We start from the raw sequence: 21681 nt of genomic DNA on the forward strand, positions 1-21681 counted from the left end.
GGCTTGTCTCCTTCAGGATTCCTGATGTCGTTCTTAGCTTAGTGATGGGTTGGTGCCGGAATGGTCAGAGCGCGTGCAGCGGTTTTCCGGCGAGAGCGAGGAAGGCTTCGCCCAGCGCTTCGCTCTGGGTGGGGTGTGCGTGCACGAACGGAGCGATGTCCTCGGGGTGGGCCTCCCAGCCGACGGCGAGCTGCCCCTCGCTGATGAGCTCACCGACGCGGTCTCCGACGAGGTGGACGCCGACGATGGGCCCGTCCACGATCCGGACGACCTTTGCGACGCCGCCCGTGCCGATGATCTCGCTCTTGGCGTTCCCCGCGAGGTTGTACTCGTACGCGGCGACGCGGTCTCGTCCGTGCGCGTCGGCCGCCTGTGCCTCCGTGAGGCCGACAGAGGCGACCTCGGGGTGGGAGTAGGTCACGCGAGGGATCTGCGCCTCGGGGACGATGACGGGATCGAGGCCCGCGATCTCTTCGGCGACGAAGACGCCCTGCTGGAAGGAGCGATGTGCGAGCTGGAGCCCGGGCACGATATCCCCGACGGCCCAGACATGCGCGGCATCCGTCCGCAGACGATCGTCGGTGACGACGAATCCGCGATCGAGCGCGACCCCGGCCTCCTCCAGTCCGAGACCGGCGGTCGCCGGTCCTCGGCCGACCGCGACGAGGAGGTAGTCGGCGGTGAGCGACGTGCCGTTCTCGAGGCGCACCGAAACCTCGGCGGGGGAGGCGTCCACACCCGCGACGCGCGCGCCGAGGTGCGACACGATCCCGCGCTTGCGGAACGCACGCTCCAAACCCTTGCTGAGGACGGGATCCTCGTTGGGGACGAGGTGGTCCAGCGCCTCGACGATGACGACGTCGACGCCGAGGGAGCGCCACAGCGAGGCGAACTCGACACCGATGACGCCGCCGCCGAGGACGATGACCCGACGCGGCACCTCCGGAAGCTCGAGCGCGGTCTCGCTCGTGAGGATCCGTCCCCCCACCTCGACACCGGGAAGCGTGCGCGAGTACGAGCCGGTCGCGATGATGACGTCCGCCCCGCGGTAGATGTCGTCTCCGACCGCGACCGCCGGACCGGATACGAGCGTCCCCTCGCCCGCGACGACCGTGATTCCGCGCGCCGCCAGCAGGCCCTGGAGGCCCTGATGCTTCTTGGCGACGATCCCTTCCCGGTAGGCGCGCATCCGGTCGGGGTCGAGACCCTGCACCTCGGCGATGACGCCGACGGATGCCGCATCCCGCGCGACATCGGCAACCTCCGCGACGTGCAGCAGCGCCTTGGTCGGGACGCACCCCCGGTGCAGGCACGTCCCGCCGACCTTGTCCTTCTCGATGAGGGCGACGGAACGTCCGAGCTCGGACAGCCGGATCGCGGCGGCGTAGCCTCCGCTGCCCCCGCCGAGCACGACCGCGTCGAAGACGTGCTCGCTCATCGGGCGGCCTGCGCTTCGATCAGGCGGATGATGCTGCGCACGCTCGCCCCGGTGGCGCCCTTGTCGGTGAAGCCGTGGCCGCCGCCCTTGTTCATGCCTACCCCCGCGATGTCGAGGTGGACCCACGGGATCCGACGCTCCTCGTCGCCCTCGCCGACGGTTCCGACGAAGTGCCGGAGGAACAGGCCCGCGAAGAGCGATCCGCCGGCGGGGTCGCCGACCTTGGCGTTCTGGAGGTCGGCGATGGGGGAGTCGAGCTCCTCGACCATATGGTCGGGCAGGGGGAGTGCCCATGCGGGCTCACCTTCATCGGCCGCCGCGTCGAGGAACGACGCGACCGCGTCATCCTCGCCCATGACTCCGATGTGCCGGGTGCCCAGCGCGATCGTGATGGCACCGGTGAGCGTCGCCACGTCGACGAGGAGGTCGGGGTGCTCGCGGCTGGCAGCGACGAGCCCGTCCGCGAGCACGAGGCGTCCCTCGGCATCCGTGTTGAGAACCTCGACAGTCGTGCCGTCGAGCATGCGCAGGACGTCGCCGGGCCGTGTCGCACGCCCGGACGGCATGTTCTCCGCCAGACACAGCCACGCGCTCACCCGCACCGGCAGCTGAAGCTGGGCAGCTGCGCGCACCACGGCCAGAGCGGTGGCGGCGCCGCACATGTCGTACTTCATCCCCACCATCGAAGCGGGGGGCTTCAACGAGAGACCGCCGGTGTCGAACGTGATGCCCTTGCCGACGACGGCGACGTGACGCGTCGCGTCGGCGGGTGCGTAGTCGACCCGCACGAGTCGGGGGGGACGGTCCGAGCCTCGGCCCACGCCCAGGATCCCGCCGTACCCTCCGTCCTCGAGTGCGACCTCGTCGAGCACGTCGACGGTCACATCGAGCCCCTGCAGCAGAGCGCCCGACCGCTCGGCGACATCGGCGGGTCCGAGACGGTCGGCGGGGATGGAGACGAGGTCCTTGACCACGGCCACCGCTCCGGCGAGGGCCTCGGCGCGGGCGAGGGCGGCGGCGTCCTCGGGTGCGGACGCGTGGACGCTGACGCGGGACGCGCGGGGCTTCGGGGCCTCGCTCTTGTAGCCGTCGAAGCGGTAGCCGCCGAGCCCCGCCCCTTCGGCGATCGCCGGCCAGGTCTCCGAGGCGGCGGCCGGGGCGTGCACCGCGACGTGCGCGAAACCGACGAGCTGACGGATGCCGCTGCCCGCCGCCTCCCTCAGGGCCGAGGCCCCCGGAGCGGGCCCGGTTCCGACGACGGCGACGGGGAGGGGACCGAGCGTCGGCACGTACACGCGCTGGAACGCGCCCTTCACGCCGGTGAACCCGACCGCCTCGAGGGCGTCGGACAGACCGGGCCATCGATCGGCGTCCGGGGTCCAGCTGGACGACGGCGGCAGGAGGAGGAGGACCGCATCGGCGTCCGTGTCTCGAACGGGAGTGGATCGGTGCGCGACGACGGGAAACGACATGCGCTCCATCCTAGGTACCCCGACGTGTTCGCCCTCAGCGGCAGGCCGACAGCCCCTCGGGCGCACCTCGGCTCGTAGCATGGAGCCATGCCGCTGAACGCACCCCTGTACGAGCGATCGGCCTCCGCCCCGCCCGTCCCCCGCGGGATCCCCCTCGTGATCGCCCTCACCGGCTTCACGGACGCCGGCAATGCGGTGAGCCGTCTGGTGCAGTACTTCCGAGACGAAGCGAACCCCGTGCCGATGGTGCAGTTCACCAACGACGTCCTCCTGGACTACCGCGCGCGACGCCCCATCATCACTTTCGACCGCGATCACCTGTCGGAGTTCCGGATGCCCCGACTGGAGCTCTCGCTCGCACACGACGCTTTCGGCACACCCTTCCTCCTCCTCGCCGGATACGAGCCGGACTTCGCGTGGGACGCGTTCGCCGACGCCGTCGTCGCGCTCGCCGACGAGTACGGCGCGTCCACCGTGACGTGGGTGCACGCCATCCCGATGCCGGTGCCCCACACGCGGCCGATCGGCACGACGGTGAGCGGCACGCGCACGGAACTCACGAAGGCGCACTCGGTCTGGCAGCCGCAGACGCAGGTGCCGTCGACGGCAGGCCATCTCCTGGAGTATCGGTTCGCGGCGACGGGCGCGCGCGTGTCCGGGTTCGTCCTGCTCATCCCGCACTACCTCGGCGACACCGACTACCCGGCGGCGGCCCTGGCGGCACTGGACAGCCTCACCGCCGCGACCGGCCTGGTGTTCGCGGGGGAGGACCTCCGGGACGAGAACAAGGAGTATCTGTCGAAGGTCGAGGACCAGGTCGAGGGCAGCGACGAACTGTCGCGGATGATCCACACGCTCGAAGAACGCTACGACGCGTACATGGCCGGGGCGACGCAGGCGACGCCGATGATCCACACGGGCGATCTGCCGAGTGCGGACGAGCTCGCCGCGGAGTTGGAGCGCTTCCTCGCCACGCGGCCGCCGGATGACGACAAGCGCGGCTGACGCCGGGGAATGTCGGTCCGGGCCGAGGCGTTAGGAGAAGAGCGCCCCGCCAGCCGCTTCGTGCGGATGCGCGCGGCGAGTATGAGACAATTGGAGTTCTCGACCCGTTGTCGCCCCGTGTGCAGGCCCGTCCTTCACATCTCGGGGACTTGACAAGGGTCTTACTAGTGTCCGAAATCTCCCGGAGGGCATCGCCCGACGCGCTCCGGTGAAAGGCGAAACGTGACCTCAGGGACGAAGACCACAGCGGCCCCGACCGCAGCGACGGACACGGAGCTGGACGAGGCCGAGAAGGTGACGACGACCCCGAAGGCGTCGCCCAAGAAGCGTGCCGCGTCCACGGCGACCAAGAAGAAGGCGGCGCCGAAGAAGGCGGCCGCCGCGGAGGAGCCGGAAGAGGACGACGAGGTCGACGATGACGTCGAGATCGACGCCGACGACGACAGCTCCGACGACGACGCCTCGGATGACACTGCGGCGAAGAAGAAGTCCGACGGTGACGACGACGACGACGAGAGCAACACCAAGCCCGCCGCCGCTGAGCCGCTGCCCACCGGGGCCATCGTCATCTCGACCAGCGACGAGGACGACGTCCCGGTTTACTCGACGCAGATCACCGGCGCGACCGCGGACCCCGTCAAGGACTACCTGAAGCAGATCGGCAAGGTGCCGCTCCTCAACGCGGCCGAAGAGGTCGAGCTCGCGATGCGCATCGAGGCGGGCCTGTTCGCCGAGGAGAAGCTGTCGCAGATGTCGGCGGCCGAGAAGTCCTCGCAGCTCGGACTCGATCTGCAGTGGGTGGCCCGCGACGGCCAGCGCGCCAAAAGCCACCTTCTCGGCGCGAACCTCCGCCTGGTCGTGTCGCTGGCCAAGCGCTACACCGGCCGCGGCATGCAGTTCCTCGATCTGATCCAGGAAGGCAACCTGGGCCTCATCCGTGCCGTCGAGAAGTTCGACTACACCAAGGGGTTCAAGTTCTCGACCTACGCCACGTGGTGGATCCGGCAGGCCATCACCCGGGCGATGGCGGACCAGGCCCGGACGATCCGCATCCCCGTCCACATGGTCGAGGTCATCAACAAGCTGGCCCGCGTCCAGCGCCAGATGCTCCAGGACCTGGGTCGTGAGCCCACCCCCGAGGAACTCTCCCGCGAGTTGGACATGACCCCCGAGAAGGTCATCGAGGTGCAGAAGTACGGCCGTGAGCCGATCTCACTGCACACCCCCCTCGGCGAAGACGGCGACAGCGAGTTCGGCGACCTCATCGAGGACACCGAGGCGGTCGTGCCCGCCGATGCGGTCGGCTTCACGATGCTCCAGCGTCAGCTCGAGTCGCTTCTGGATTCGCTGTCCGAGCGCGAGGCGGGCGTGATCCGCATGCGCTTCGGCCTCGGAGACGGTCAGCCCAAGACCCTCGACCAGATCGGCGACACGTTCGGGGTCACCCGCGAGCGGATCCGCCAGATCGAGTCGAAGACCATGGCCAAGCTCCGGCATCCGTCACGGTCGCAGTCGCTGCGGGATTATCTCGAGTGAGCGAGGCGAACGACGGCAAGGCGCTGACGGTCACGCTCGAGGGCGCGTCGTTCTCGCGCATCCCGATCCGCACACGGGTCGTGATGCCGGGTGATGACCTGGACGCGTTCATCCGCGAGTATGCGGCTGATCAGGTGCGGGCGGGAGACCTGCTCTTCGTGACGGAGAAGATCGTCGCGATCACGCAGGGGCGGTCCTACCTCGTCGAGGAGATCCAGCCTCGCCGTCTCGCGCTGTTCCTGTCCAAGTACGTCACCCGCACGCCCTACGGCATCGGTCTCGGGATGCCCGAGACGATGGAGATGGCCTTGCGCGAGTGCGGGACTCCCCGCATCCTCCTCGCCGCCGCCGTCTCCGCGGTGACGAAGGCGTTCGGGCGGAAGGGCGACTTCTACCGGATCGCCGGCGACAAGGCGCGCGCCATCGACGGCCCCACGAGCGGAACCATCCCGCCCTACAACAAGGCCGTGGTCCTCGGACCCGAACGGCCCCGCGACGTGGCGCAGCGCCTGAAGGCGCTTCTCGGATCCGTCTGCGAGGTCGCCGTCGTCGACATCAACGACCTCGGCGGGAACATCCTCGGCTCAACCGTGGACAAAGCGACCGAGCGGCGTCTGCTGGCGATCCTGAAGGACAACCCCCTCGGCCAGGGCCACCAGTCCACGCCGCTGGGAATCGTCCGCACCGCCTGACCGTCCCGATCGCCGCACTCCCACCTCCTCGATGAACCTCGCACGGGCGACCTCCCTCATCGCCGCAGGCACGCTCGCCTCGCGTCTGACCGGACTCGTCCGCACCGTCGTGCTGGTCAGCGCCATCGGCGTGTACGCGGCCGGTGATGCCTTCTACGTCGCCAACCAGCTGCCGAACACGGTGCTCACGCTCATCTCCACCGGCCTGTTGACCGGTGTGATCGTCCCCCGGGTCGTCGCGGTGAGCGCCCAGGCGGACGGCGGTCGCGTGTTCCTGCCGAAGCTCCTCACGGCCGGGGCCAGCATCCTGATGCTCGCGACCGTCGTGTCGATGCTGCTCGCGCCGTGGCTCATCTGGGTGCTCGCGAACGGCTTCTCCGACGAGCAGCGCGCTCTCTCCACTGCGTTCGCGTACTGGTGCCTCCCGCAGATCTTCTTCTACGGGATGTTCGCCCTCATGGGGGAGAGCTTGAATGCACGCCGCATCTTCGCGCCGTACGCGTGGGCACCTGTGCTGAACAACATCGTGTCGATCATCGGCTTCGGTGCCTTCATCGTCGTCTTCGGCAGCGATCGGAGCGATCTGGTCGGGTGGACCCCCACCGCGGTCGCGCTGATCGGCGGGACGGCGACGCTGGGGATCGTGGTGCAGGCCGTCGTCCTCGCGATCGTCTGGCGTCGATCCGGCATCCCGCTCAAGCCCGACTTCCGTTGGCGCGGCGTCGGATTCGGCGGCATGGGCGCCCTCGCCTCCTGGACCTTCGGCATGGTCCTGGTGACCCTGTTCGCCGGAATCGTCCAGGTGCGGGCGATGTCCGAAGCCTCCGGAGACAACGTCTCGGTCACGGTCTGGGGGAATGCCTGGCTGGTGTACATGGTGCCGTACGCCCTGATCGTCCTGTCGATCGGAACGCCCTACTTCACCCGGATCGCCGAGCATGCCGCCGCCCAGCGCGACGTGGCCCTCCGGGAGGACATCTCCGCCGCCATCCGCACCCTCGGGCTCTTCGTCGTGATCGCCGCCGCCGCCCTCATCGCCGCGGCCGTGCCGGCGTCGCGGATCTTCACCAACGCCGCCGTCGACGCCCTCCTCGCCGCACCCGTGCTCGTGGCCTTCCTGTTCGGCCTCATCCCCATGGCCGTCCTGTTCATCATCCAGCGCACGTTCTACGCCTACGGCGACACGCGCACGCCGTTCTTCTTCACCCTCGCCCAGGGGATCCTGGTCGTCGCGCTGACGATCACCGCGGTCGCCACGGTGCCGCGCGAGCACCTGACGGCGTCGGTCGCGGCGGTGCAGACCCTCTGCGGGATCATCGAGCTCCTGCTGGCCATCTGGCTGCTCCGCAGGAAGCTCGGTCCGCTCGGACTCCGTCGTCCGACGCTGGCGCTCGTGCGCTTCGTGCTCGCCGCGGTCCCCGCGGGCGCGCTGGGGTTCGGTGTGTACGTGTGGTCTGGAAGCGCAACGGGATGGATGCTCGCGAACGTCTTCGCCGCAGCCGCGGGGACGTTCGTCATCTGCGCGGTGAGCGCGCTGGTCTATCTCGGCATCCTCGCCGCCCTCCGCACCCCGGAGCTCGCGATGGCGATCGGCATGGTCCGATCGCGGTTCTCCCGCTGAGTCAGCCCCGTCGGTCCAGGACGCCCGCGCCGACCGCATCGCGATACCGCGAGAGCAGGCCGGTGCGGATTCCCGAGACGCTCGGCTTCATCTGGAACACGCTGGAATTGTGGTTCGCCTCGATGAGCGCGGGACCGGACGGCGTGATGGCGACGTCCCACCCGACATACGGCACGGACGGCAGGCGCCGGGCAGCCTGCTCGACCATGGCGAGCGCCTCGGCGTAGAAGGGCACGGCGAAGCCGGCGATCTCCACCCCGGTCACCGGATGCCGCTCGAAGACGTGGGAGTTCTTGTCGACGCCCGCCCACCGGGCCACGCCCTCATCGTCGAGCATCGTGAACATGCCACCACCGGCGAAGTTGTCGACGACGCCGCCGTTGCCGATGCGCAGCACCGAGGCGATGATGTGGAAGGTGTCATCGGGAGCGCGATAGGTGATGATCCGCAGCGTGTTCACGCTCCCGCCGTAGAGCTCGGACAGGCGCGCGTGCTGAGGCAGGATCTCTTCGACGAGCGTGCCGCCCTCGTGGATCAACCGCGATCGCCAGGCGGCGACATCCGTGATCTCGGACGCGTCGAACGCGGAGATGCCCCGCCCACCCTCGCCGCGGGCCGGCTTGACGAGGACCCGGGGATGCCGCTCGAGGAACGCCGAGACGTCCTCGACCGTGGCATCCTCCACGTCGATCCACTCCCGACCGACCATCTCGGCGAAATCACGGTAGAACCGCGGCTTGTCGCCGAGCAAGGCGGCGGAGTCCGGTCCGTTGAGGGTGTTGTTCAGCCGGATGGCCTTGGGATGGGTCATCCACGTCGCGCGTTCGCGGCGGTTCAGTGTGCGGATGTCCCACACCGCGTAGTCGCGGAAACCCATCTCGTAGCGCACGGAGCACCAGAGCATGTCGGCGACGATCACGGGCAGCGGTGCCCGCGACACGCGCTGCGATTGGCGAGCGAACTCCGTCACGTTTCCGAGGTTCAGGCGCCGGGCCCGCTGGAGCAGATAGCGCACGCGCAGGGAGACCTGTGACACGTCCTCACGCTAACACAGCGCCCTCCGCCGTCTTCGGGGGACGCCAGGCCGCACCCTCGTATAATCAGTCCTTCTATGGACATCTCGCTGAAAGCCCGCGCGGGCTACCTCTTCAAGCGCGCCACCGCGTTCCGTCCGAGTCGCGTGTGGGGCTTCGCGCGGCAGATCTCGCACGAGCAGGGTCGGTGGGCGGTGCCCGTGTTCGTCGACATGCTGTGGTCGGCGGCCTTCCGCGACACCGCGTACATCGACTACTACGAGGCCGACTTCGCGCTCCTCAATCGACGCGAGCGCGCGACGTTCATGACCTCGCTCCTGCAGCACCACCTGGCCAACGCCCTGAACGACCGCGAGGTCGCGAAGACGCTCGAGGACAAGATCCGCTTCAACCGCGCATTCGAGCCGTTCCTCGGGCGCGAGTGGCTCGCCCTGGAGGAGACGGATGCCGCGGGCCTGCGCGAGTTCGCGCAGCGGCATCCGGTGATCATCGCAAAGGTCCCGGTCAGCCGCGAGGGCAAGGGCGTCTTCCGCTACGACACCGCCGAGGTCGAGGACTGGGACGCCTTCCGCTCGGAGCTGGTCGAGAAGGGGCAGATCCTCATCGAGCAGCCGATCGTGCAGCATCCGTACCTGTCCTCCTACTGTGCCGGGACGGTCAACACGACGCGGATCACGACGTACTTCGACGGTGAGCGGGTCCACCCGCTCGTGATGGTGCAGAAGTTCGGCCGCGGGGCCGTCAGCGACCAGTTCACCTGGGGCGGCTTCTTCACGATGCTCGACGACGACGGCCATTCGGTCGGCCCCGGTCACACCGGCAAGCACAAGAGCCGCTACCTCGAGCACCCCGACTCGCACATGTCGATCGTGGACTTCGCCGTCCCGCTCTGGGATCAGGTGCTCGACCTCGTCGACCGCGCCGCCCGGCAGATCCCCGCGGTTCCGTACGTGGGGTGGGACGTCGCCGTGGGCCCGGACGGTCCCGTCCTGATCGAGGGCAATTGGACGCCCGGCCTGTACGAGACGAGGGTCAGCGCCACCGGCATCCGTGAGGGGTCGCGCCCCCGGCACGAGCGCGCCATGGGGTCTGCGCTGCGCCGATGAACCCCGTCGCACGGATCCGGATCGACGCGCTCCGCGACAACGCCCAGCGGGCACCCCTCGCCGACGCTGTTCTGGACCTTCGGTGGGACGCGTGGGGGCACGGTGCCGCGTCGGTCGCGGCCACGTTGCGCCCCCTGGGCCTGCATGCCGTGCGCGCCGATCCCGGCACCGGCGCCGACCTCGCCGCGCTCGGCATCCGCGTCGTCGACGCACGCGAGAACGCGGATGATCTCGTGGATGCCCGGCAACTGTACGGGCTCGCGGGTGCCGCGACCCCCGTCATGCGCATGAGCGGCACGGTGCTCGGCACCAAGGTCCTGCGACGCGGCGAGGGCGTGTCCTACGGGTACCGGTACCGGGCACCGCAGGACACCCGGGTCGCGCTCATCTCGGGAGGTTACGGACAGGGAGTCGTCCGTGCGCTCGGCGGCGCGGCGCACGTGAGCATCGAAGGACGGGCGTGCCCCATCCTCGGGCGTGTGGCGATGGACGTCTGCGTGGTCGACATCGCCGGCGCCGCCGTCGCACGCGGCGAAACCGCGTGGTTCTTCGGAGACGAGAGGGAGGGTCACCCACGCTTGAGGGAGTGGAGCCGCGTCACCGGAATGGACGTCGCAGAGCTGGCCGCCGCGGTCGGCGCCCACGCTCGGAGGATCATCGAATGACCGCGCGCCTCATCGTCGACCTTCACGCGCTGGACGCCAACATCCGCCGCGTCCAGACCGGCCTCGCTCCCGCGGAGCTCATGCTCGTTGTCAAGAACGACGCGTACGGGCATGGGATCTCTCGCGTCGTCCCGCGCGCGTCTGCGCTCGGTGTGGCCTGGTTCGGCGCGTTCGATGTCGTCACCGCCGCAGCGGTCCGACGCGCGGCGGGGGACGGTCCTCGCATCTTCGTCTGGCTCGTACCCGGCCGACAGGAGATCGGCGACGCTCTCATGTTGGACACCGACATCGGCGTCGGAGACGCGGATGTGCTCGAGGACGTCGCGGCGGTCGCCGCGGACCGATCCCGGCGAGCCCGTGTACACCTCAAGATCGACACCGGGCTGCATCGCAACGGCATACGCCCGGAGGACTGGGCCGACGCCGTCGGGCGGGCGCGTGCTCTTCAGGATGCCGGGCTCATCGAGGTCGTCGGCATCTGGAGTCACATCGCCGAGGCCTCCGACGACGAAGACGACGCCGCGCGGGCGGCGTTCGACCACGCGGTCGGGGTCGCACGGTCGGCCGGCCTCACCCCGACCCTGCGGCACCTCGCGGCCAGCGCCGCCGGCACCATGAGGCCGGAGTTCCGCTACGAGATGACGCGCGTGGGCGCCTTCTGCTACGGCATCGCACCCGCGGGCGGGCCATCTGCGGCCGACCTGGATCTGACGCCGATCGGCACCCTCGCGGCATCCGTCGTCGCCGTCGACGCCGACGCCGACGCCGCAATCATCGATATCGGCGTCTTCGACGGACTGCCGTCGCTTCTCGCCGGCCGGGTGGACGTCGGGACCCCGGGAGGTCCGCGCCGTCTTGTGACCGTGGGGGAGGACTCCCGCGTGGAGGGGTGGCCGGGAATGGCCGTGGGGGATGAGGTCGTCATCTACGGCACGGGCTCACGCGGGGAACCGACCTCCACGGATCTCGCCGAGACCCTCGACACGATCGGCGAAGAGATCGCCGTGCGACTCTCGCCGGCGGTACGGCGCGAAGACGACGACGCCCGATCTGCTCGGCAGAGCTGATCGGGCGTCGGTAGGCGCCCCGCGTTGATGCCGACGGGGCGAGAGCGTGTCGTCAGACGGCTTCGTGGAGCCTTGCGGTCTCATCGTGCCAGGAGGTCGCGACGGCGCGGAGCTTCTCTTCATACTTGCGACCGTGGTGGGCGCAGAAGAGCAGTTCGCTGCCGTTGACCTCCGCGGCGATGTAGGCCTGCGCGCCGCAGGAGTCGCAACGGTCCGTGGCGGTGAGGCGGTGCTCGAGGACGGTACCGGGCTCGGTCGGGGTCGAAAGCGTGTTCATCTCAGTGCCTCCTCGTGCAGAAAGTCGATCGTCGAGTCTCTGAATCCAACCACGGGATTGTTTCGAGAATGCCGCGTGGCGGTCACATTTCGCTGAGCGCGTACGGTGCGCCGCCGTTGATGCGTGTCGACCCCGACCCCGGTGGGGCGGCGGATAATCTAGACGATTGTGACCTCCGAGTACTCCGCCCACCACCTCCAGGTGCTCGAAGGCCTCGAGGCCGTCCGCAAGCGCCCCGGTATGTACATCGGTTCGACCGACTCCCGCGGTCTGATGCACTGCGTGTGGGAGATCATCGACAACGCGGTCGACGAGGCCCTCGGCGGCCACGGCGACAAGATCGAGATCATCCTCCACTCGGACGGCAGCGTCGAGGTGCGCGACCGCGCCCGGGGCATTCCCGTGGACGTCGAGCCCCGCACCGGCCTCACCGGCGTGGAGGTCGTGTTCACGAAGCTGCACGCCGGCGGCAAGTTCGGGGGAGGGTCCTACGCGGCGTCGGGTGGACTCCACGGGGTCGGCGCCTCGGTGGTCAACGCGCTGTCCGAGCGCCTCGACGTCGAGGTGGACCGCGGCGGCAAGACCCACGCGATGTCCTTCCACCGCGGCGAGCCCGGCATCTTCGCGGGACCCCAACCGGATTCGCCCTTCTCACCGTTCGAGAAGTCTTCGGAGCTGCGGGTCGTCGGCAAGGCGCCCCGGGGCGTCACGGGGACGCGCATCCGGTACTGGGCGGACCGTCAGATCTTCACCAGGGATGCCGCCTTCGCCCTGGACGAACTCGAGCAGCGCGCCCGTCAGACAGCCTTCCTCGTGCCGGGACTCGAGATCCTGATCGTCGATGAGCGCGGCGACGAACGCATCGAGACCAGCTACCGCTACGACGGCGGCATCTCGGAGTTCACCGACTTCCTCGCCCCCGACCCCGCGGTCACCGACACGTGGCGGCTGCAGGGCGAAGGCCGGTTCACGGAGACCGTGCCCGTCCTGCAGCCTTCCGGCGCGATGGTCCCCACCGAAGTGGAGCGCACGTGCATCGTCGACGTCGCCCTTCGCTGGGGGACCGGGTATGACACGGTCACGCGATCCTTCGTGAACATCATCGCCACCCCCAAGGGCGGCACGCACCAGGCCGGGTTCGAGCAGGGACTGATGAAAGTCATCCGCGATCAGGTCGCTCAGAACGCTCGGCGTCTGAAGGTGGGCGCGGGCGAGAGGCTGGAAAAGGACGACATCCTCGCCGGGGTCACCGCCGTCCTCACCGTGAGCTTCCCCGAGCCGCAGTTCGAGGGGCAAACCAAGGAGATCCTCGGGACTCCGGCCATCCGCGCGATCGTCTCGAGCGTGGTGGGCAAGGAGCTCGCGGCGCGGTTCTCCTCGACCAAGCGCGACGACAAGGCCCAGACGGCCCTGGTCCTCGACAAGGTCGTGTCGGAGATGAAGGCGCGCATCTCCGCGCGGACGCACAAAGAGACACAGCGCCGGAAGAACGCGCTCGAATCCTCGTCCCTGCCCGCGAAGCTCGCCGACTGCCGGACGAGCGACGTGGACCAGACGGAGCTGTTCATCGTCGAGGGCGACTCCGCACTCGGGACGGCCAAGCACGCCCGCAACAGCGAGTACCAGGCGCTCCTGCCGATCCGGGGGAAGATCCTCAACGTGCAGAAGGCGTCGGTCAGCGACATGCTCTCCAACGCCGAGTGCGCCGCCATCATCCAGACCATCGGCGCGGGCTCCGGGCGCTCCTTCGACCTCGCCGCGGCGCGCTACGGCAAGATCATCCTCATGAGCGACGCCGACGTCGACGGCGCACACATCCGCACCCTCCTGCTGACCCTGTTCTTCCGCTACATGCGTCCCCTCATCGAAGCGGGCCGCGTGTACGCTGCCGTCCCGCCCCTCCACCGCGTGATCGTGATGAATCCCGGCTCGAAGCCGAACGAGACGATTTACACGTACTCGGAGAAGGAATTGCACACCTTGCTCACGCGTCTGCAGAAGTCCGGCAAGCGGTGGCACGACCCCATCCAGCGGTACAAGGGTCTCGGCGAGATGGATGCCGATCAGCTCGCGACGACCACGATGGACCGCAACGGGCGAACGCTGCGGCGCGTGCGCGTCGAGGACGCCGAGGCCGCGATGAACGTGTTCGAGCTGCTCATGGGCTCGGAGGTCGCGCCGCGGCGCGACTTCATCGTCTCTTCGGCGGATCGCCTGGATCGCGAGGCCATCGACGTCTGATCGCCGCGCGCGACGATCAGACGCGACCTCAGAGAACGGCCGTACCCACGGCGGCGATCACCGCGTCGAGGGGCTGCCCTGAGGCGTCACGCTTCGCGCCGACGTCGGGGAGCGCGCGCACCGCCCCATCCGCCGCGACCGCACGCGGATCCACTCCGACCCACGCCAGAGTGAGCGCGTCCTCGCCGCGAAGGAAACGCTGGGCCCGGACACCGCCGGTCGCTCGGCCCTTGGCCGGGAACTCCGAGTACGCCGACACCTTGCCGCTGCCGGCATCGGTGCCCGGCAAGGCGGTCGTCGTCCCCGCGATGGTGACCACGACGGCCTCCTCGGACGAGGAGAGAGCGGTGAAGGAGATCACACGAGCGCCGTCGCCCAACCGGATCCCCGCCATCCCGCCTGCGGCACGGCCCTGGGGGCGGACCGACGCCGCGTCGAAGCGGAGCAGCTGGGCGTCGGATGTGACGAAGACGAGCTCCGCACCATCGGCCGCGGGCGCGGCGCCGACGACCGTGTCGCCGGGCTTCAGCGAGATGATCTCCACGTCCGGTTTGCCGGCGATCTCGTCAGCCGCGACCCGTTTGACCACCCCGTCTCGGGTGCCGAGGGCGATGACCGGGTCCGCGACGAGCGGCACGATCGCGACGACGTGCTCACCCGAGGGCACGCCGATGTACTGGTCCGCGCGGACTCCGGCGGCCATCTGGATCGAGTTCCCGGGAACCGACGGCACGTCGACGGGGGAGAAGCGCACCAGTCGTCCGGACGACGTGACCGCACCGAGATCGCCTCTGGTGGTGGTGTCGACCGCACTCCGGATCGCATCGTGCTTCGAGCGGCGGGCCGGAGGAACGATGCCGCCGTTCGGCGCGTCGGCGATCAACTCGGCGCGCACCATCCGTCCCGTCGCGGAGAAGAACACCCGGCACGGCGCGTCGGCGATCTGCAGATCGGCCGGGGCGGCGGCGCGCGACCGCGAGGGCACCGGCCCGCCGTTGAGGAGCAGCGTCCGCCGCGGCGTGCCGTAGGCCTCGGCAGCGGCTTCGAGCTCGCGCGCGACCTGCGCCCGGAGCAGCCGATCACTCGCCAGCAGTTCTTCGAGCGCGGCGATCTCGGCCTTCAACTCGTCGCGTTCCGCTTCCAGCTCGATCCGTGAGAAGCGGGTGAGGCGACGCAGCTGCAGCTCGAGGATGTAATCGGCCTGGAGCGTCGAGAGGTCGAAGACGTCCATCAGACGCTGACGCGCCTGCGCGGTGTCGTCGGAGCCACGGATGAGCTGGATGACCTCGTCGATGTCGAGGATCGCGATCAGCAGACCTTCGACGAGGTGGAGGCGGGCCTGGCGTTTGGCGAGCCGGAAGCGACTGCGGCGGGTGACGACCTGGATCCGGTGGTCGAGATACACCCGGAGCAGATCCTTGAGCCCGAGCGTCTGCGGCTGTCCGTCGACGAGCGCGACGTTGTTGATGCCGAAGGAGTCCTCCAGCGGCGTGAGGCGGTACAGCTGCTCGAGGACGGCGTTCGGGTCGAACCCGGTCTTCACCCCGATCACCAGGCGGAGGCCGTGATTGCGGTCCGTGAGGTCGGTCACATCGGTGATACCGGTGAGCTTCTTCGCCCCGACGGCATCCTTGATCTTCTCGATGACGCGCTCGGGCCCGACCATGTAGGGCAGCTCCGTCACCACGAGTCCGGTGCGGCGCGGACCGAGCGACTCCACCGAGACCTTGGCCCGCGTGCGGAAGCTCCCGCGTCCGCCGGCGTAGGCGTCCTTGATGCCGTCGACCCCGAGAATCACGCCGCCGCCGGGGAGATCGGGGCCGGGGACGAACTCCATCAGCTCGTCCAGCGTGGCGTGCGGGTTCTCGAGCAGGTGGATGGCGGCGGCGACCACCTCGATGAGGTTGTGCGGCGCCATGTTCGTGGCCATCCCCACGGCGATCCCCGTCGTGCCGTTCACGAGGAGATTGGGGAACGCCGCAGGCAGAACCTCGGGCTGCTGGAACTGCCCGTCGTAGTTCGGGATGAAGTCCACGACGTCCTCGTCGAGGTTCTCCGTCAGCGCCAGCGCGGCGGGAGCGAGTCGCGCCTCTGTGTACCGGGCCGCCGCGGGGCCGTCATCGAGGGATCCGAAGTTCCCGTGTCCGTCGACGAGAGGCACCCGGAGAGCGAAACCCTGCGCCAGGCGCACCAGAGCGTCGTAGATCGCGGAGTCTCCGTGCGGGTGCAGCTTGCCCATGACCTCGCCCACGACGCGGGCGCTCTTGACGTGGCCGCGGTCGGGTCGCAGGCCCATGTCGGCCATCTGGTAGAGGATGCGGCGCTGCACGGGCTTCAGACCGTCGCGCGCGTCGGGGAGCGCGCGCGAGTAGATGACCGAGTAGGCGTACTCGAGGAACGATCCCTGCATCTCGGCCGAGACATCGACGTCCTCGATGCGGCTGAGGTCGGGCGGCGGCGAATCGGTGCGGGATGCGGGCATGACAGAAGGCCTCGGGTCTCGGGCGTAAGAACGGGGCCGCGTCTCGCGTGTGCGAGACTGGCCCGGATGTCCCTCAGCCTACCCGCGGACCCCTCTTCGGCCCGGAGCCTCACCGATGTCGCACGGGAAGCCATGGCCGCCCTGGACGGGCGTTCGCAATGGTTCGCTCCGGCCACCAGCACCATCGTCTTCGTCATCGACGGCCTCGGTGCCGCGAACCTCGCGGCACGTTCCGGCCATGCGCGCTTCCTCTGGGCGCACCGCGGGAAGAGGGATGTCGCACGCTCGGTGTTCCCGTCGACGACGGCGGCGGCCCTGACGAGCCTGCTCACCGGAACCGCGCCGGGGCATCACGGGATCGTCGGCTACCGCGCCCGCGTCCCCGAGACCGGAATCGTCGCCAACCAGCTGCGCGGATGGGAGGCGGGGGAGTTGCCCGCCGACTGGCAGCGCGCCGAGCCCCTCACCGCGACCCGGCGGAGCTTCGTCGTCACCCGACCGGAGTACGTCGGAAGCGGATTCACCCGCGCCTCCGTCGGCGGTGCGGACGTCGAAGCGGTGAGCGACCTCGAGGAGCGGGCGGCACGAGCGGCCGAGCTCGCGGCGCGGCACCCCGGTTCCTTCGTCTACCTCTATGCACCGGACCTGGATGCGATCGGACACAAACACGGCTGGGAGTCGGACGCGTGGACGGCGGCGTTGGAGCGCGTCGATGCCGTGGTCCGCGATCTCGCTCGGGACATCACACCGAGCACCGGTCTGATCGTCACCGCGGATCACGGCATGGTCGACGTTCCTCGCCACCGCCACGTCCTTCTCGAGGAGGGCGACGGGCTGCTGCGCGACGTCGAGGACATCGGTGGCGAACCGCGGATGCTGCACCTCTACACCGCGCCCGGCACGGCGGCGGATGTGGTCCGGCGCTGGGCCGAGGCGGAGTCGAGCCGTGCGTGGGTGATGACCCGGGACGAGGCGATCGCTTCGGGACTCTTCGGCCCGGTGGATGCCGCGGTCGCGCCTCGGATCGGTGATGTCCTCGTGGCCGCGCGCTCCGCGATCGCGTACTACGACGATCGTGTCGAGGACAAGGCGCCCCAAAGGATGGTGGGCCAGCACGGCTCGCTCACCCCGGAGGAGCGGATCGTTCCTCTGGTCAGGCTGGGCGCCTTCGCCTGAAGCTCACTCCTCGGAGCGTGCTCCGAAGACGATCTCATCCCAGGACGGCATGGAGGTGCGTCCCTTACGTCGCCCACCCTCGGCGACCGCGGGCGGGGCCTGCTCGCGCGGCGCCTCGGGCTCGACATCCTCGTCCGTCTGCTCGTAGCCGGGCTCGAGGGCGTCGAAAAGGGCCACCGGGGCGTGCGGTCGAGGCGACTCCTCCTCTTCGGCGGCGGGCAGCGGCTCGCGCTGGCCGCGGCGTCGACGAAGCGCCTCGAGCAGGTCGGCGGTCTCGGACGACGTGAGCGCGGGCTCGTCGGCGCGCTTGATCGCCGCTTTGGACACCGCGGGCGCGACGGGAGTAGGCAGCTCGGGCGACGCGATCGACGCGTCGAGGTGGCGAGGTCCGAATGCTCCGCTGTCGAACTTCGAATCGTCCGCCGACGCCTGCGCCGTCTCCAGCGCCCGCAGTCGCGGGATGAGCCCTTCCGGCAGCGGACCCTGACGCGAGAGCTGAATGGCATCCGCGTTGAGCGGAGAGAGCGTGCTGCGCCGGGGGTCGAAGCCCCAGCGTGCGTCGTGGTCGATCTCGGCGGCCGTGAACTCCAGCTTCACCACCCAGCCGGTCGGCTCCTTCCAGCTCGTCCACCGCTCGCGGGAAGCACTGACCTCCGCGAGCTTCGCGCGCACGGCGGCACCGAACGTCGTGTTCGCGTCCCCGTCGAAGTCGTTGCCGAGCAGAACGGGAACGGCGAGCGCCTGTCCGACGACGTGCTCGCGCTCCGCGAGCACGGGCCCTTCGAAGCGGGCGACATCCTCGACCCGCGCGCCGAGCAGCTCGGCCACCTCCGCCGCGCTCAGACCGGCGCGGATGTGCGACTGGATCTCGCGAGGACTGGGGCGGGGCGCACCCGCATCGGGGTCGCGTTCGCGCCGGGCGCGACGCACCTCCGCGCGCAGCACATCGTCGATGGCGAGAGAGAAGCGGTCGCCCGACTCGTTCGCCAGGACGATGCGATCGTCCTCCGCGGCGATCACCTTGAGCTGTTCCATGCGGAAGCCCCTCCGATCAGAGTGTCGGTCCATGCTGACACGCACTTCCGGGGGGCCCGGGAATATCCTGCGCGCGCCGCGAGTTTGATCGGTTCGCAGCATCCGCCGGCGAGCGGCCCGCATTTGCGAATCGGACCGTGGTCATGCAAACTATGGCCGCCCGTCAGGGCACGCACAGCGACCCACCCGAGAGAATCACCCGGAAGTAGAGACGTCCACGCATGGCCACCGATTACGACGCCCCCCGCAAGACCGAGGACGACAGCGAGTCGATCGAGGCGCTCAAGGAGCGCGTTCCCGACAAGATGTCCGGCGCGGTGGACGTGGAGGACGCCGACAACCCCTCGGGCTTCGAACTCCCCGGTGCCGACCTCTCCGACCTCGATCTCGACGTCGTCGTCCTGCCCCCGCAGCAGGACGAATTCACCTGCGCGAGCTGCTTCCTCGTGAAGCATCGCTCCCAGGTCGACCACGACAGCGCCGACGGTCCTATCTGCCGGGAGTGCTCCTGACCTGCGCGTGACGGATGGCCGCCGCGAGGCGGTCCGGCGTCCGCGTCGACATCACCCACGACGGAGTCGGATCGTTGGGGTCCACGACGTCGACCGTCACCGTCGCATCGATCCCCCCGCGGATGAGATGCCAGGAGTCGCGTGCCAGACGCGCTCCGCGCGCCAGACGCGCATCCTCCCCTTCGTCCACCCGCGGGTCTGCCAGGTGATGGACCTCGATTCGCGCACGCCCCGCGCGGAGGGTCCCGTCACGGACTTCGATGACCGGGGAACCGGCGATCATCAGTGCCACGACCGCCACACCGACGGCGAGCCCGGCGATCAGGGCGACGGTCGTGTCGATCGGAACGAAGACCAGTGAAGCCATGGGGGCGACGACGGCCGCGGAGACGAGGATCCACAACGACGGCGTGAGCCTCTCGCGGTACACGCCTTCGCCGATGTTCTGTGTGTGCTTCTGCATTACCCTCGATGGGTGACTTCAACGGTGGACATCCCCATTATCGCGGCAGAGCCGCCGCGCTACGCGCACCCCGGCGATGCGGGGGCGGATCTCGTGTCCGCGGAAGCGGTCCGCCTGGATCCCGGACACCGCGCACTGGTCCGTACCGGCGTGCGGATCGCCCTCCCCGACGGGTTCGCGGCCTTCGTCGTCCCCCGCAGCGGTCTCGCCGCCAAGCACGGCATCACCGTGGTCAACGCGCCGGGAACCGTCGACGCGGGGTACCGTGGCGAAATCATGGTCACGCTCCTGAACACCGATCGGGAGCACCCCTACGACGTCTCGGTCGGCGATCGGATCGCGCAGCTGATCGTGATGCCGGTCGCCCGGGCGCAGTTCCTCCCCGTCGAGGAGCTCCCCGGCAGCGTCCGCGGCGCAGGAGGCTTCGGCTCGACCGGATACACCCAGGATGGAGAATCCCGATGACCGATCCCACCTCCGCCGGCGACCCGATTCCGGCATCCGGTGACCGCGCGTCGACCGGACCGTTCGACGAGAGCGAAGCGAACCCGGTCCGTCCCTACATCGACCTCGGCGGGATCAAGATCCTCCCGCGGGAAGGACTGAACCTGCGGCTGGAGGTCGAGGAGCAGACCAAGCGGATCGTCGCGGTCGGTCTGGACTACGCCGACTCGACCCTGCAGGTGCAGCCCTTCGCCGCGTCACGATCCCAGGGACTGTGGGAGGAGACCCGCGAGCAGATCCGGACCCAGATCCGCCAGCAGGGCGGACGCGTGGAGGAGCGGGAGGGACCGCTCGGACCGGAACTCCTCGCCGAGGTTCCCGTCGTCGCGGGCACCGACGGCGTCGCGGGCAAGCGCCTGGCGCGCTTCGTCGGGGTCGACGGGCCGCGCTGGTTCCTCCGGGGTGTCATCGGAGGCGCGGCGACGGCGGATGTCGACGCCGCTGCCAGGGTCGAGGACCTGTTCCGGTCGATCGTGGTCGTCCGCGGAGGCACGCCGATGCCGCCCCGCGATCTCATCCCGCTCCGCATGCCGGCGACCCCGGGTTCCGCGTGATCGATCCGGACCGTGATCCCCGCGTCGGCGCGACCGACGACTCCGAGCCCGCGGATCGCGCCGGCGCGGACCGGGACGTCCCCGGGATGACGCCGCCCCCTGCTGCTCGCGCCTCGGAGGTGCTGGGCGCCGCGCTGGGTGACGCCGCCCGAAGGGCCGGGCTCGACCCCAACTCCACCGAGGACACACGGCACGCCGTCTGGAACGCCATGGGAGGCTGGCGCGGCATCCTCGAATCGGTGTTGCCGAGCCTGGCGTTCGTCGTCCTGTTCACCTTCACCCAGAACCTGGTCCTCGCCCTCGCGATCTCGGTGGGATCGGCGGCGGCGTTCACCCTGGCTCGTCTGCTGCAGAAGCAGCCGCCCTCGGCGGCGCTCGGGGGCTTGATCGCTGCGGCCGCGGCTGCCGCACTCGCGCTGTGGACCGGACGCGCAGAGGACAACTTCCTCTGGGGATTCCTGACCAACGGCGTCTACGGGGGTGCGTTCGCCGTCTCGGCGCTGGTGGGGTGGCCGCTGATCGGCCTCGCCGCCGGGTTCCTGCTCGGTGAAGGCACCGCATGGCGCCGGGATCGGCGGAAGCGCCGGACGTTCTTCTGGCTCTCCATCGGCTGGGCGGCGCTCTTCGCCACGCGCTTACTGGTGCAGGTGCCGTTGTACTTCGCCGGCGATGTGACGGCGCTCGGAACAGCGAAGCTTCTGATGGGTCTGCCGCTGTTCGCGCCGATGGTCGCCGTCACCTGGCTCGCCGTCCGCGCTCTCTACCCCGCACAGCCCAGGTGATACATTTATCTTGACATCA

Annotated in this window: 20 protein-coding genes; 13 read left to right on the plus strand and 7 right to left on the minus strand. The window is 69.5% G+C overall.

Going from position 1 to position 21681, the window contains the following annotated elements; all coding sequences use genetic code 11:
- Positions 1–64: 64 nt before the first annotated feature.
- Both lpdA and AB0O93_RS05440 read right to left on the minus strand, forming a co-directional pair.
- Complete coding sequence (lpdA, locus tag AB0O93_RS05435; protein ID WP_363341276.1) at positions 65–1438, minus strand: dihydrolipoyl dehydrogenase; 1374 nt, start codon at positions 1436–1438, stop codon at positions 65–67.
- Entirely contained in the window at positions 1435–2910 is a 1476-nt protein-coding gene (locus AB0O93_RS05440; RefSeq protein ID WP_363341278.1) for a leucyl aminopeptidase, read from the minus strand. The genes lpdA and AB0O93_RS05440 overlap by 4 nt, the downstream gene beginning before the upstream one ends.
- Before the next feature lie 87 nt (positions 2911–2997).
- On the opposite strand from AB0O93_RS05440, the gene AB0O93_RS05445 reads away from it, so the two are divergent.
- The 4 genes from AB0O93_RS05445 (at position 2998) to AB0O93_RS05460 (ending at position 7764) form a co-directional block, all read left to right on the plus strand.
- The gene (locus tag AB0O93_RS05445) at positions 2998–3915 is read left to right on the plus strand and encodes a PAC2 family protein (RefSeq protein ID WP_363341280.1); all 918 of its coding nucleotides are present in this window, start codon (positions 2998–3000) and stop codon (positions 3913–3915) included.
- Between the two features lie 294 nt (positions 3916–4209).
- Positions 4210–5451 (plus strand): RNA polymerase sigma factor, encoded by a 1242-nt coding sequence (locus tag AB0O93_RS05450; protein WP_363341853.1) that lies wholly within the window; start codon positions 4210–4212, stop codon positions 5449–5451.
- Entirely contained in the window at positions 5448–6143 is a 696-nt protein-coding gene (locus AB0O93_RS05455; RefSeq protein WP_363341282.1) for a coenzyme F420-0:L-glutamate ligase, read from the plus strand. Before AB0O93_RS05450 ends, AB0O93_RS05455 begins: the two co-directional genes overlap by 4 nt.
- A gap of 31 nt (positions 6144–6174) precedes the next feature.
- Positions 6175–7764 carry a lipid II flippase MurJ gene (locus tag AB0O93_RS05460; RefSeq protein WP_363341283.1) on the plus strand — a complete coding sequence of 530 codons (1590 nt, stop codon included), beginning with the start codon at positions 6175–6177 and terminating at the stop codon, positions 7762–7764.
- Position 7765: 1 nt separating this feature from the next.
- Here the strand turns inward: AB0O93_RS05460 and AB0O93_RS05465 are convergent, their stop codons facing one another.
- Entirely contained in the window at positions 7766–8800 is a 1035-nt protein-coding gene (locus AB0O93_RS05465; protein WP_363341285.1) for a sugar-transfer associated ATP-grasp domain-containing protein, read from the minus strand.
- 75 nt (positions 8801–8875) lie between these two features.
- Here AB0O93_RS05465 and AB0O93_RS05470 point away from each other — a divergent pair, with 75 nt between their 5' ends.
- From AB0O93_RS05470 to AB0O93_RS05480, 3 genes are read left to right on the plus strand one after another with little or no spacing between them, the layout of a single operon-like run.
- Entirely contained in the window at positions 8876–9904 is a 1029-nt protein-coding gene (locus tag AB0O93_RS05470; RefSeq protein WP_363341287.1) for a sugar-transfer associated ATP-grasp domain-containing protein, read from the plus strand.
- Positions 9901–10569 (plus strand): alanine racemase C-terminal domain-containing protein, encoded by a 669-nt coding sequence (locus AB0O93_RS05475; protein ID WP_363341289.1) that lies wholly within the window; start codon positions 9901–9903, stop codon positions 10567–10569. The genes AB0O93_RS05470 and AB0O93_RS05475 overlap by 4 nt, the downstream gene beginning before the upstream one ends.
- Complete coding sequence (locus tag AB0O93_RS05480) at positions 10566–11636, plus strand: alanine racemase (protein WP_363341291.1); 1071 nt, start codon at positions 10566–10568, stop codon at positions 11634–11636. Before AB0O93_RS05475 ends, AB0O93_RS05480 begins: the two co-directional genes overlap by 4 nt.
- 52 nt (positions 11637–11688) lie before the next feature.
- Here AB0O93_RS05480 and AB0O93_RS05485 read toward each other — a convergent pair whose 3' ends face one another.
- Positions 11689–11913, minus strand: a complete 225-nt coding sequence (locus AB0O93_RS05485; RefSeq protein WP_363341293.1) for a hypothetical protein — start codon at positions 11911–11913, stop codon at positions 11689–11691.
- A gap of 165 nt (positions 11914–12078) precedes the next feature.
- Between AB0O93_RS05485 and AB0O93_RS05490 the strand changes: the two genes are divergently transcribed.
- Positions 12079–14154 (plus strand): DNA topoisomerase IV subunit B, encoded by a 2076-nt coding sequence (locus tag AB0O93_RS05490; protein WP_363341855.1) that lies wholly within the window; start codon positions 12079–12081, stop codon positions 14152–14154.
- Positions 14155–14182: 28 nt separating this feature from the next.
- Here the strand turns inward: AB0O93_RS05490 and AB0O93_RS05495 are convergent, their stop codons facing one another.
- Positions 14183–16636, minus strand: coding sequence for a DNA topoisomerase IV subunit A (locus AB0O93_RS05495; protein WP_363341295.1), 2454 nt, complete (start codon positions 16634–16636; stop codon positions 14183–14185).
- 66 nt (positions 16637–16702) lie between these two features.
- On the opposite strand from AB0O93_RS05495, the gene AB0O93_RS05500 reads away from it, so the two are divergent.
- Positions 16703–17812: a nucleotide pyrophosphatase/phosphodiesterase family protein gene (locus AB0O93_RS05500; RefSeq protein ID WP_363341297.1), complete on the plus strand. Its 1110-nt coding sequence runs from the start codon at positions 16703–16705 to the stop codon at positions 17810–17812.
- A 3-nt stretch (positions 17813–17815) separates the two neighbouring features.
- Here the strand turns inward: AB0O93_RS05500 and sepH are convergent, their stop codons facing one another.
- Positions 17816–18847, minus strand: coding sequence for a septation protein SepH (gene sepH, locus AB0O93_RS05505; protein WP_363341299.1), 1032 nt, complete (start codon positions 18845–18847; stop codon positions 17816–17818).
- A gap of 221 nt (positions 18848–19068) precedes the next feature.
- Between sepH and AB0O93_RS05510 the strand changes: the two genes are divergently transcribed.
- A complete protein-coding gene (locus AB0O93_RS05510) occupies positions 19069–19359 on the plus strand; it encodes a DUF4193 domain-containing protein (RefSeq protein ID WP_053548679.1) in 291 nt (96 codons plus the stop codon).
- Here AB0O93_RS05510 and AB0O93_RS05515 read toward each other — a convergent pair.
- Positions 19337–19822: a DUF3093 domain-containing protein gene (locus tag AB0O93_RS05515; protein WP_363341302.1), complete on the minus strand. Its 486-nt coding sequence runs from the start codon at positions 19820–19822 to the stop codon at positions 19337–19339. The genes AB0O93_RS05510 and AB0O93_RS05515 overlap by 23 nt on opposite strands.
- Before the next feature lie 12 nt (positions 19823–19834).
- On the opposite strand from AB0O93_RS05515, the gene dut reads away from it, so the two are divergent.
- The 3 genes from dut (at position 19835) to AB0O93_RS05530 (ending at position 21662) form a co-directional block, all read left to right on the plus strand.
- Positions 19835–20287 (plus strand): dUTP diphosphatase, encoded by a 453-nt coding sequence (dut, locus tag AB0O93_RS05520; RefSeq protein WP_363341304.1) that lies wholly within the window; start codon positions 19835–19837, stop codon positions 20285–20287.
- A complete protein-coding gene (locus tag AB0O93_RS05525; protein ID WP_363341306.1) occupies positions 20284–20880 on the plus strand; it encodes a DUF3710 domain-containing protein in 597 nt (198 codons plus the stop codon). Before dut ends, AB0O93_RS05525 begins: the two co-directional genes overlap by 4 nt.
- Positions 20881–20966: 86 nt before the next feature.
- Positions 20967–21662: a DUF3159 domain-containing protein gene (locus tag AB0O93_RS05530; protein WP_363341857.1), complete on the plus strand. Its 696-nt coding sequence runs from the start codon at positions 20967–20969 to the stop codon at positions 21660–21662.
- The last annotated feature ends 19 nt before the right edge of the window (positions 21663–21681 follow it).

Source organism: Microbacterium sp. NPDC077184, assembly GCF_040687055.1.
Taxonomy (GTDB): Bacteria; Actinomycetota; Actinomycetes; order Actinomycetales; family Microbacteriaceae; genus Microbacterium.

Bases quoted from the DNA above. Each gene is read 5' to 3' on its own strand.
- AB0O93_RS05525 (WP_363341306.1), top strand. From the start codon at position 20,284: ATGACCGATCCCACCTCCGCCGGCGACCCGATTCCGGCATCCGGTGAC.
- AB0O93_RS05515 (WP_363341302.1), bottom strand. From the start codon at position 19,822: ATGCAGAAGCACACACAGAACATCGGCGAAGGCGTGTACCGCGAGAGG.
- AB0O93_RS05440 (WP_363341278.1), bottom strand. From the start codon at position 2,910: ATGTCGTTTCCCGTCGTCGCGCACCGATCCACTCCCGTTCGAGACACG.
- AB0O93_RS05445 (WP_363341280.1), top strand. From the start codon at position 2,998: ATGCCGCTGAACGCACCCCTGTACGAGCGATCGGCCTCCGCCCCGCCC.
- lpdA (WP_363341276.1), bottom strand. From the start codon at position 1,438: ATGAGCGAGCACGTCTTCGACGCGGTCGTGCTCGGCGGGGGCAGCGGA.
- AB0O93_RS05480 (WP_363341291.1), top strand. From the start codon at position 10,566: ATGACCGCGCGCCTCATCGTCGACCTTCACGCGCTGGACGCCAACATC.
- AB0O93_RS05500 (WP_363341297.1), top strand. From the start codon at position 16,703: ATGTCCCTCAGCCTACCCGCGGACCCCTCTTCGGCCCGGAGCCTCACC.
- AB0O93_RS05470 (WP_363341287.1), top strand. From the start codon at position 8,876: ATGGACATCTCGCTGAAAGCCCGCGCGGGCTACCTCTTCAAGCGCGCC.
- AB0O93_RS05485 (WP_363341293.1), bottom strand. From the start codon at position 11,913: ATGAACACGCTTTCGACCCCGACCGAGCCCGGTACCGTCCTCGAGCAC.
- AB0O93_RS05495 (WP_363341295.1), bottom strand. From the start codon at position 16,636: ATGCCCGCATCCCGCACCGATTCGCCGCCGCCCGACCTCAGCCGCATC.
- sepH (WP_363341299.1), bottom strand. From the start codon at position 18,847: ATGGAACAGCTCAAGGTGATCGCCGCGGAGGACGATCGCATCGTCCTG.
- AB0O93_RS05460 (WP_363341283.1), top strand. From the start codon at position 6,175: ATGAACCTCGCACGGGCGACCTCCCTCATCGCCGCAGGCACGCTCGCC.
- AB0O93_RS05510 (WP_053548679.1), top strand. From the start codon at position 19,069: ATGGCCACCGATTACGACGCCCCCCGCAAGACCGAGGACGACAGCGAG.
- AB0O93_RS05475 (WP_363341289.1), top strand. From the start codon at position 9,901: ATGAACCCCGTCGCACGGATCCGGATCGACGCGCTCCGCGACAACGCC.
- AB0O93_RS05530 (WP_363341857.1), top strand. From the start codon at position 20,967: ATGACGCCGCCCCCTGCTGCTCGCGCCTCGGAGGTGCTGGGCGCCGCG.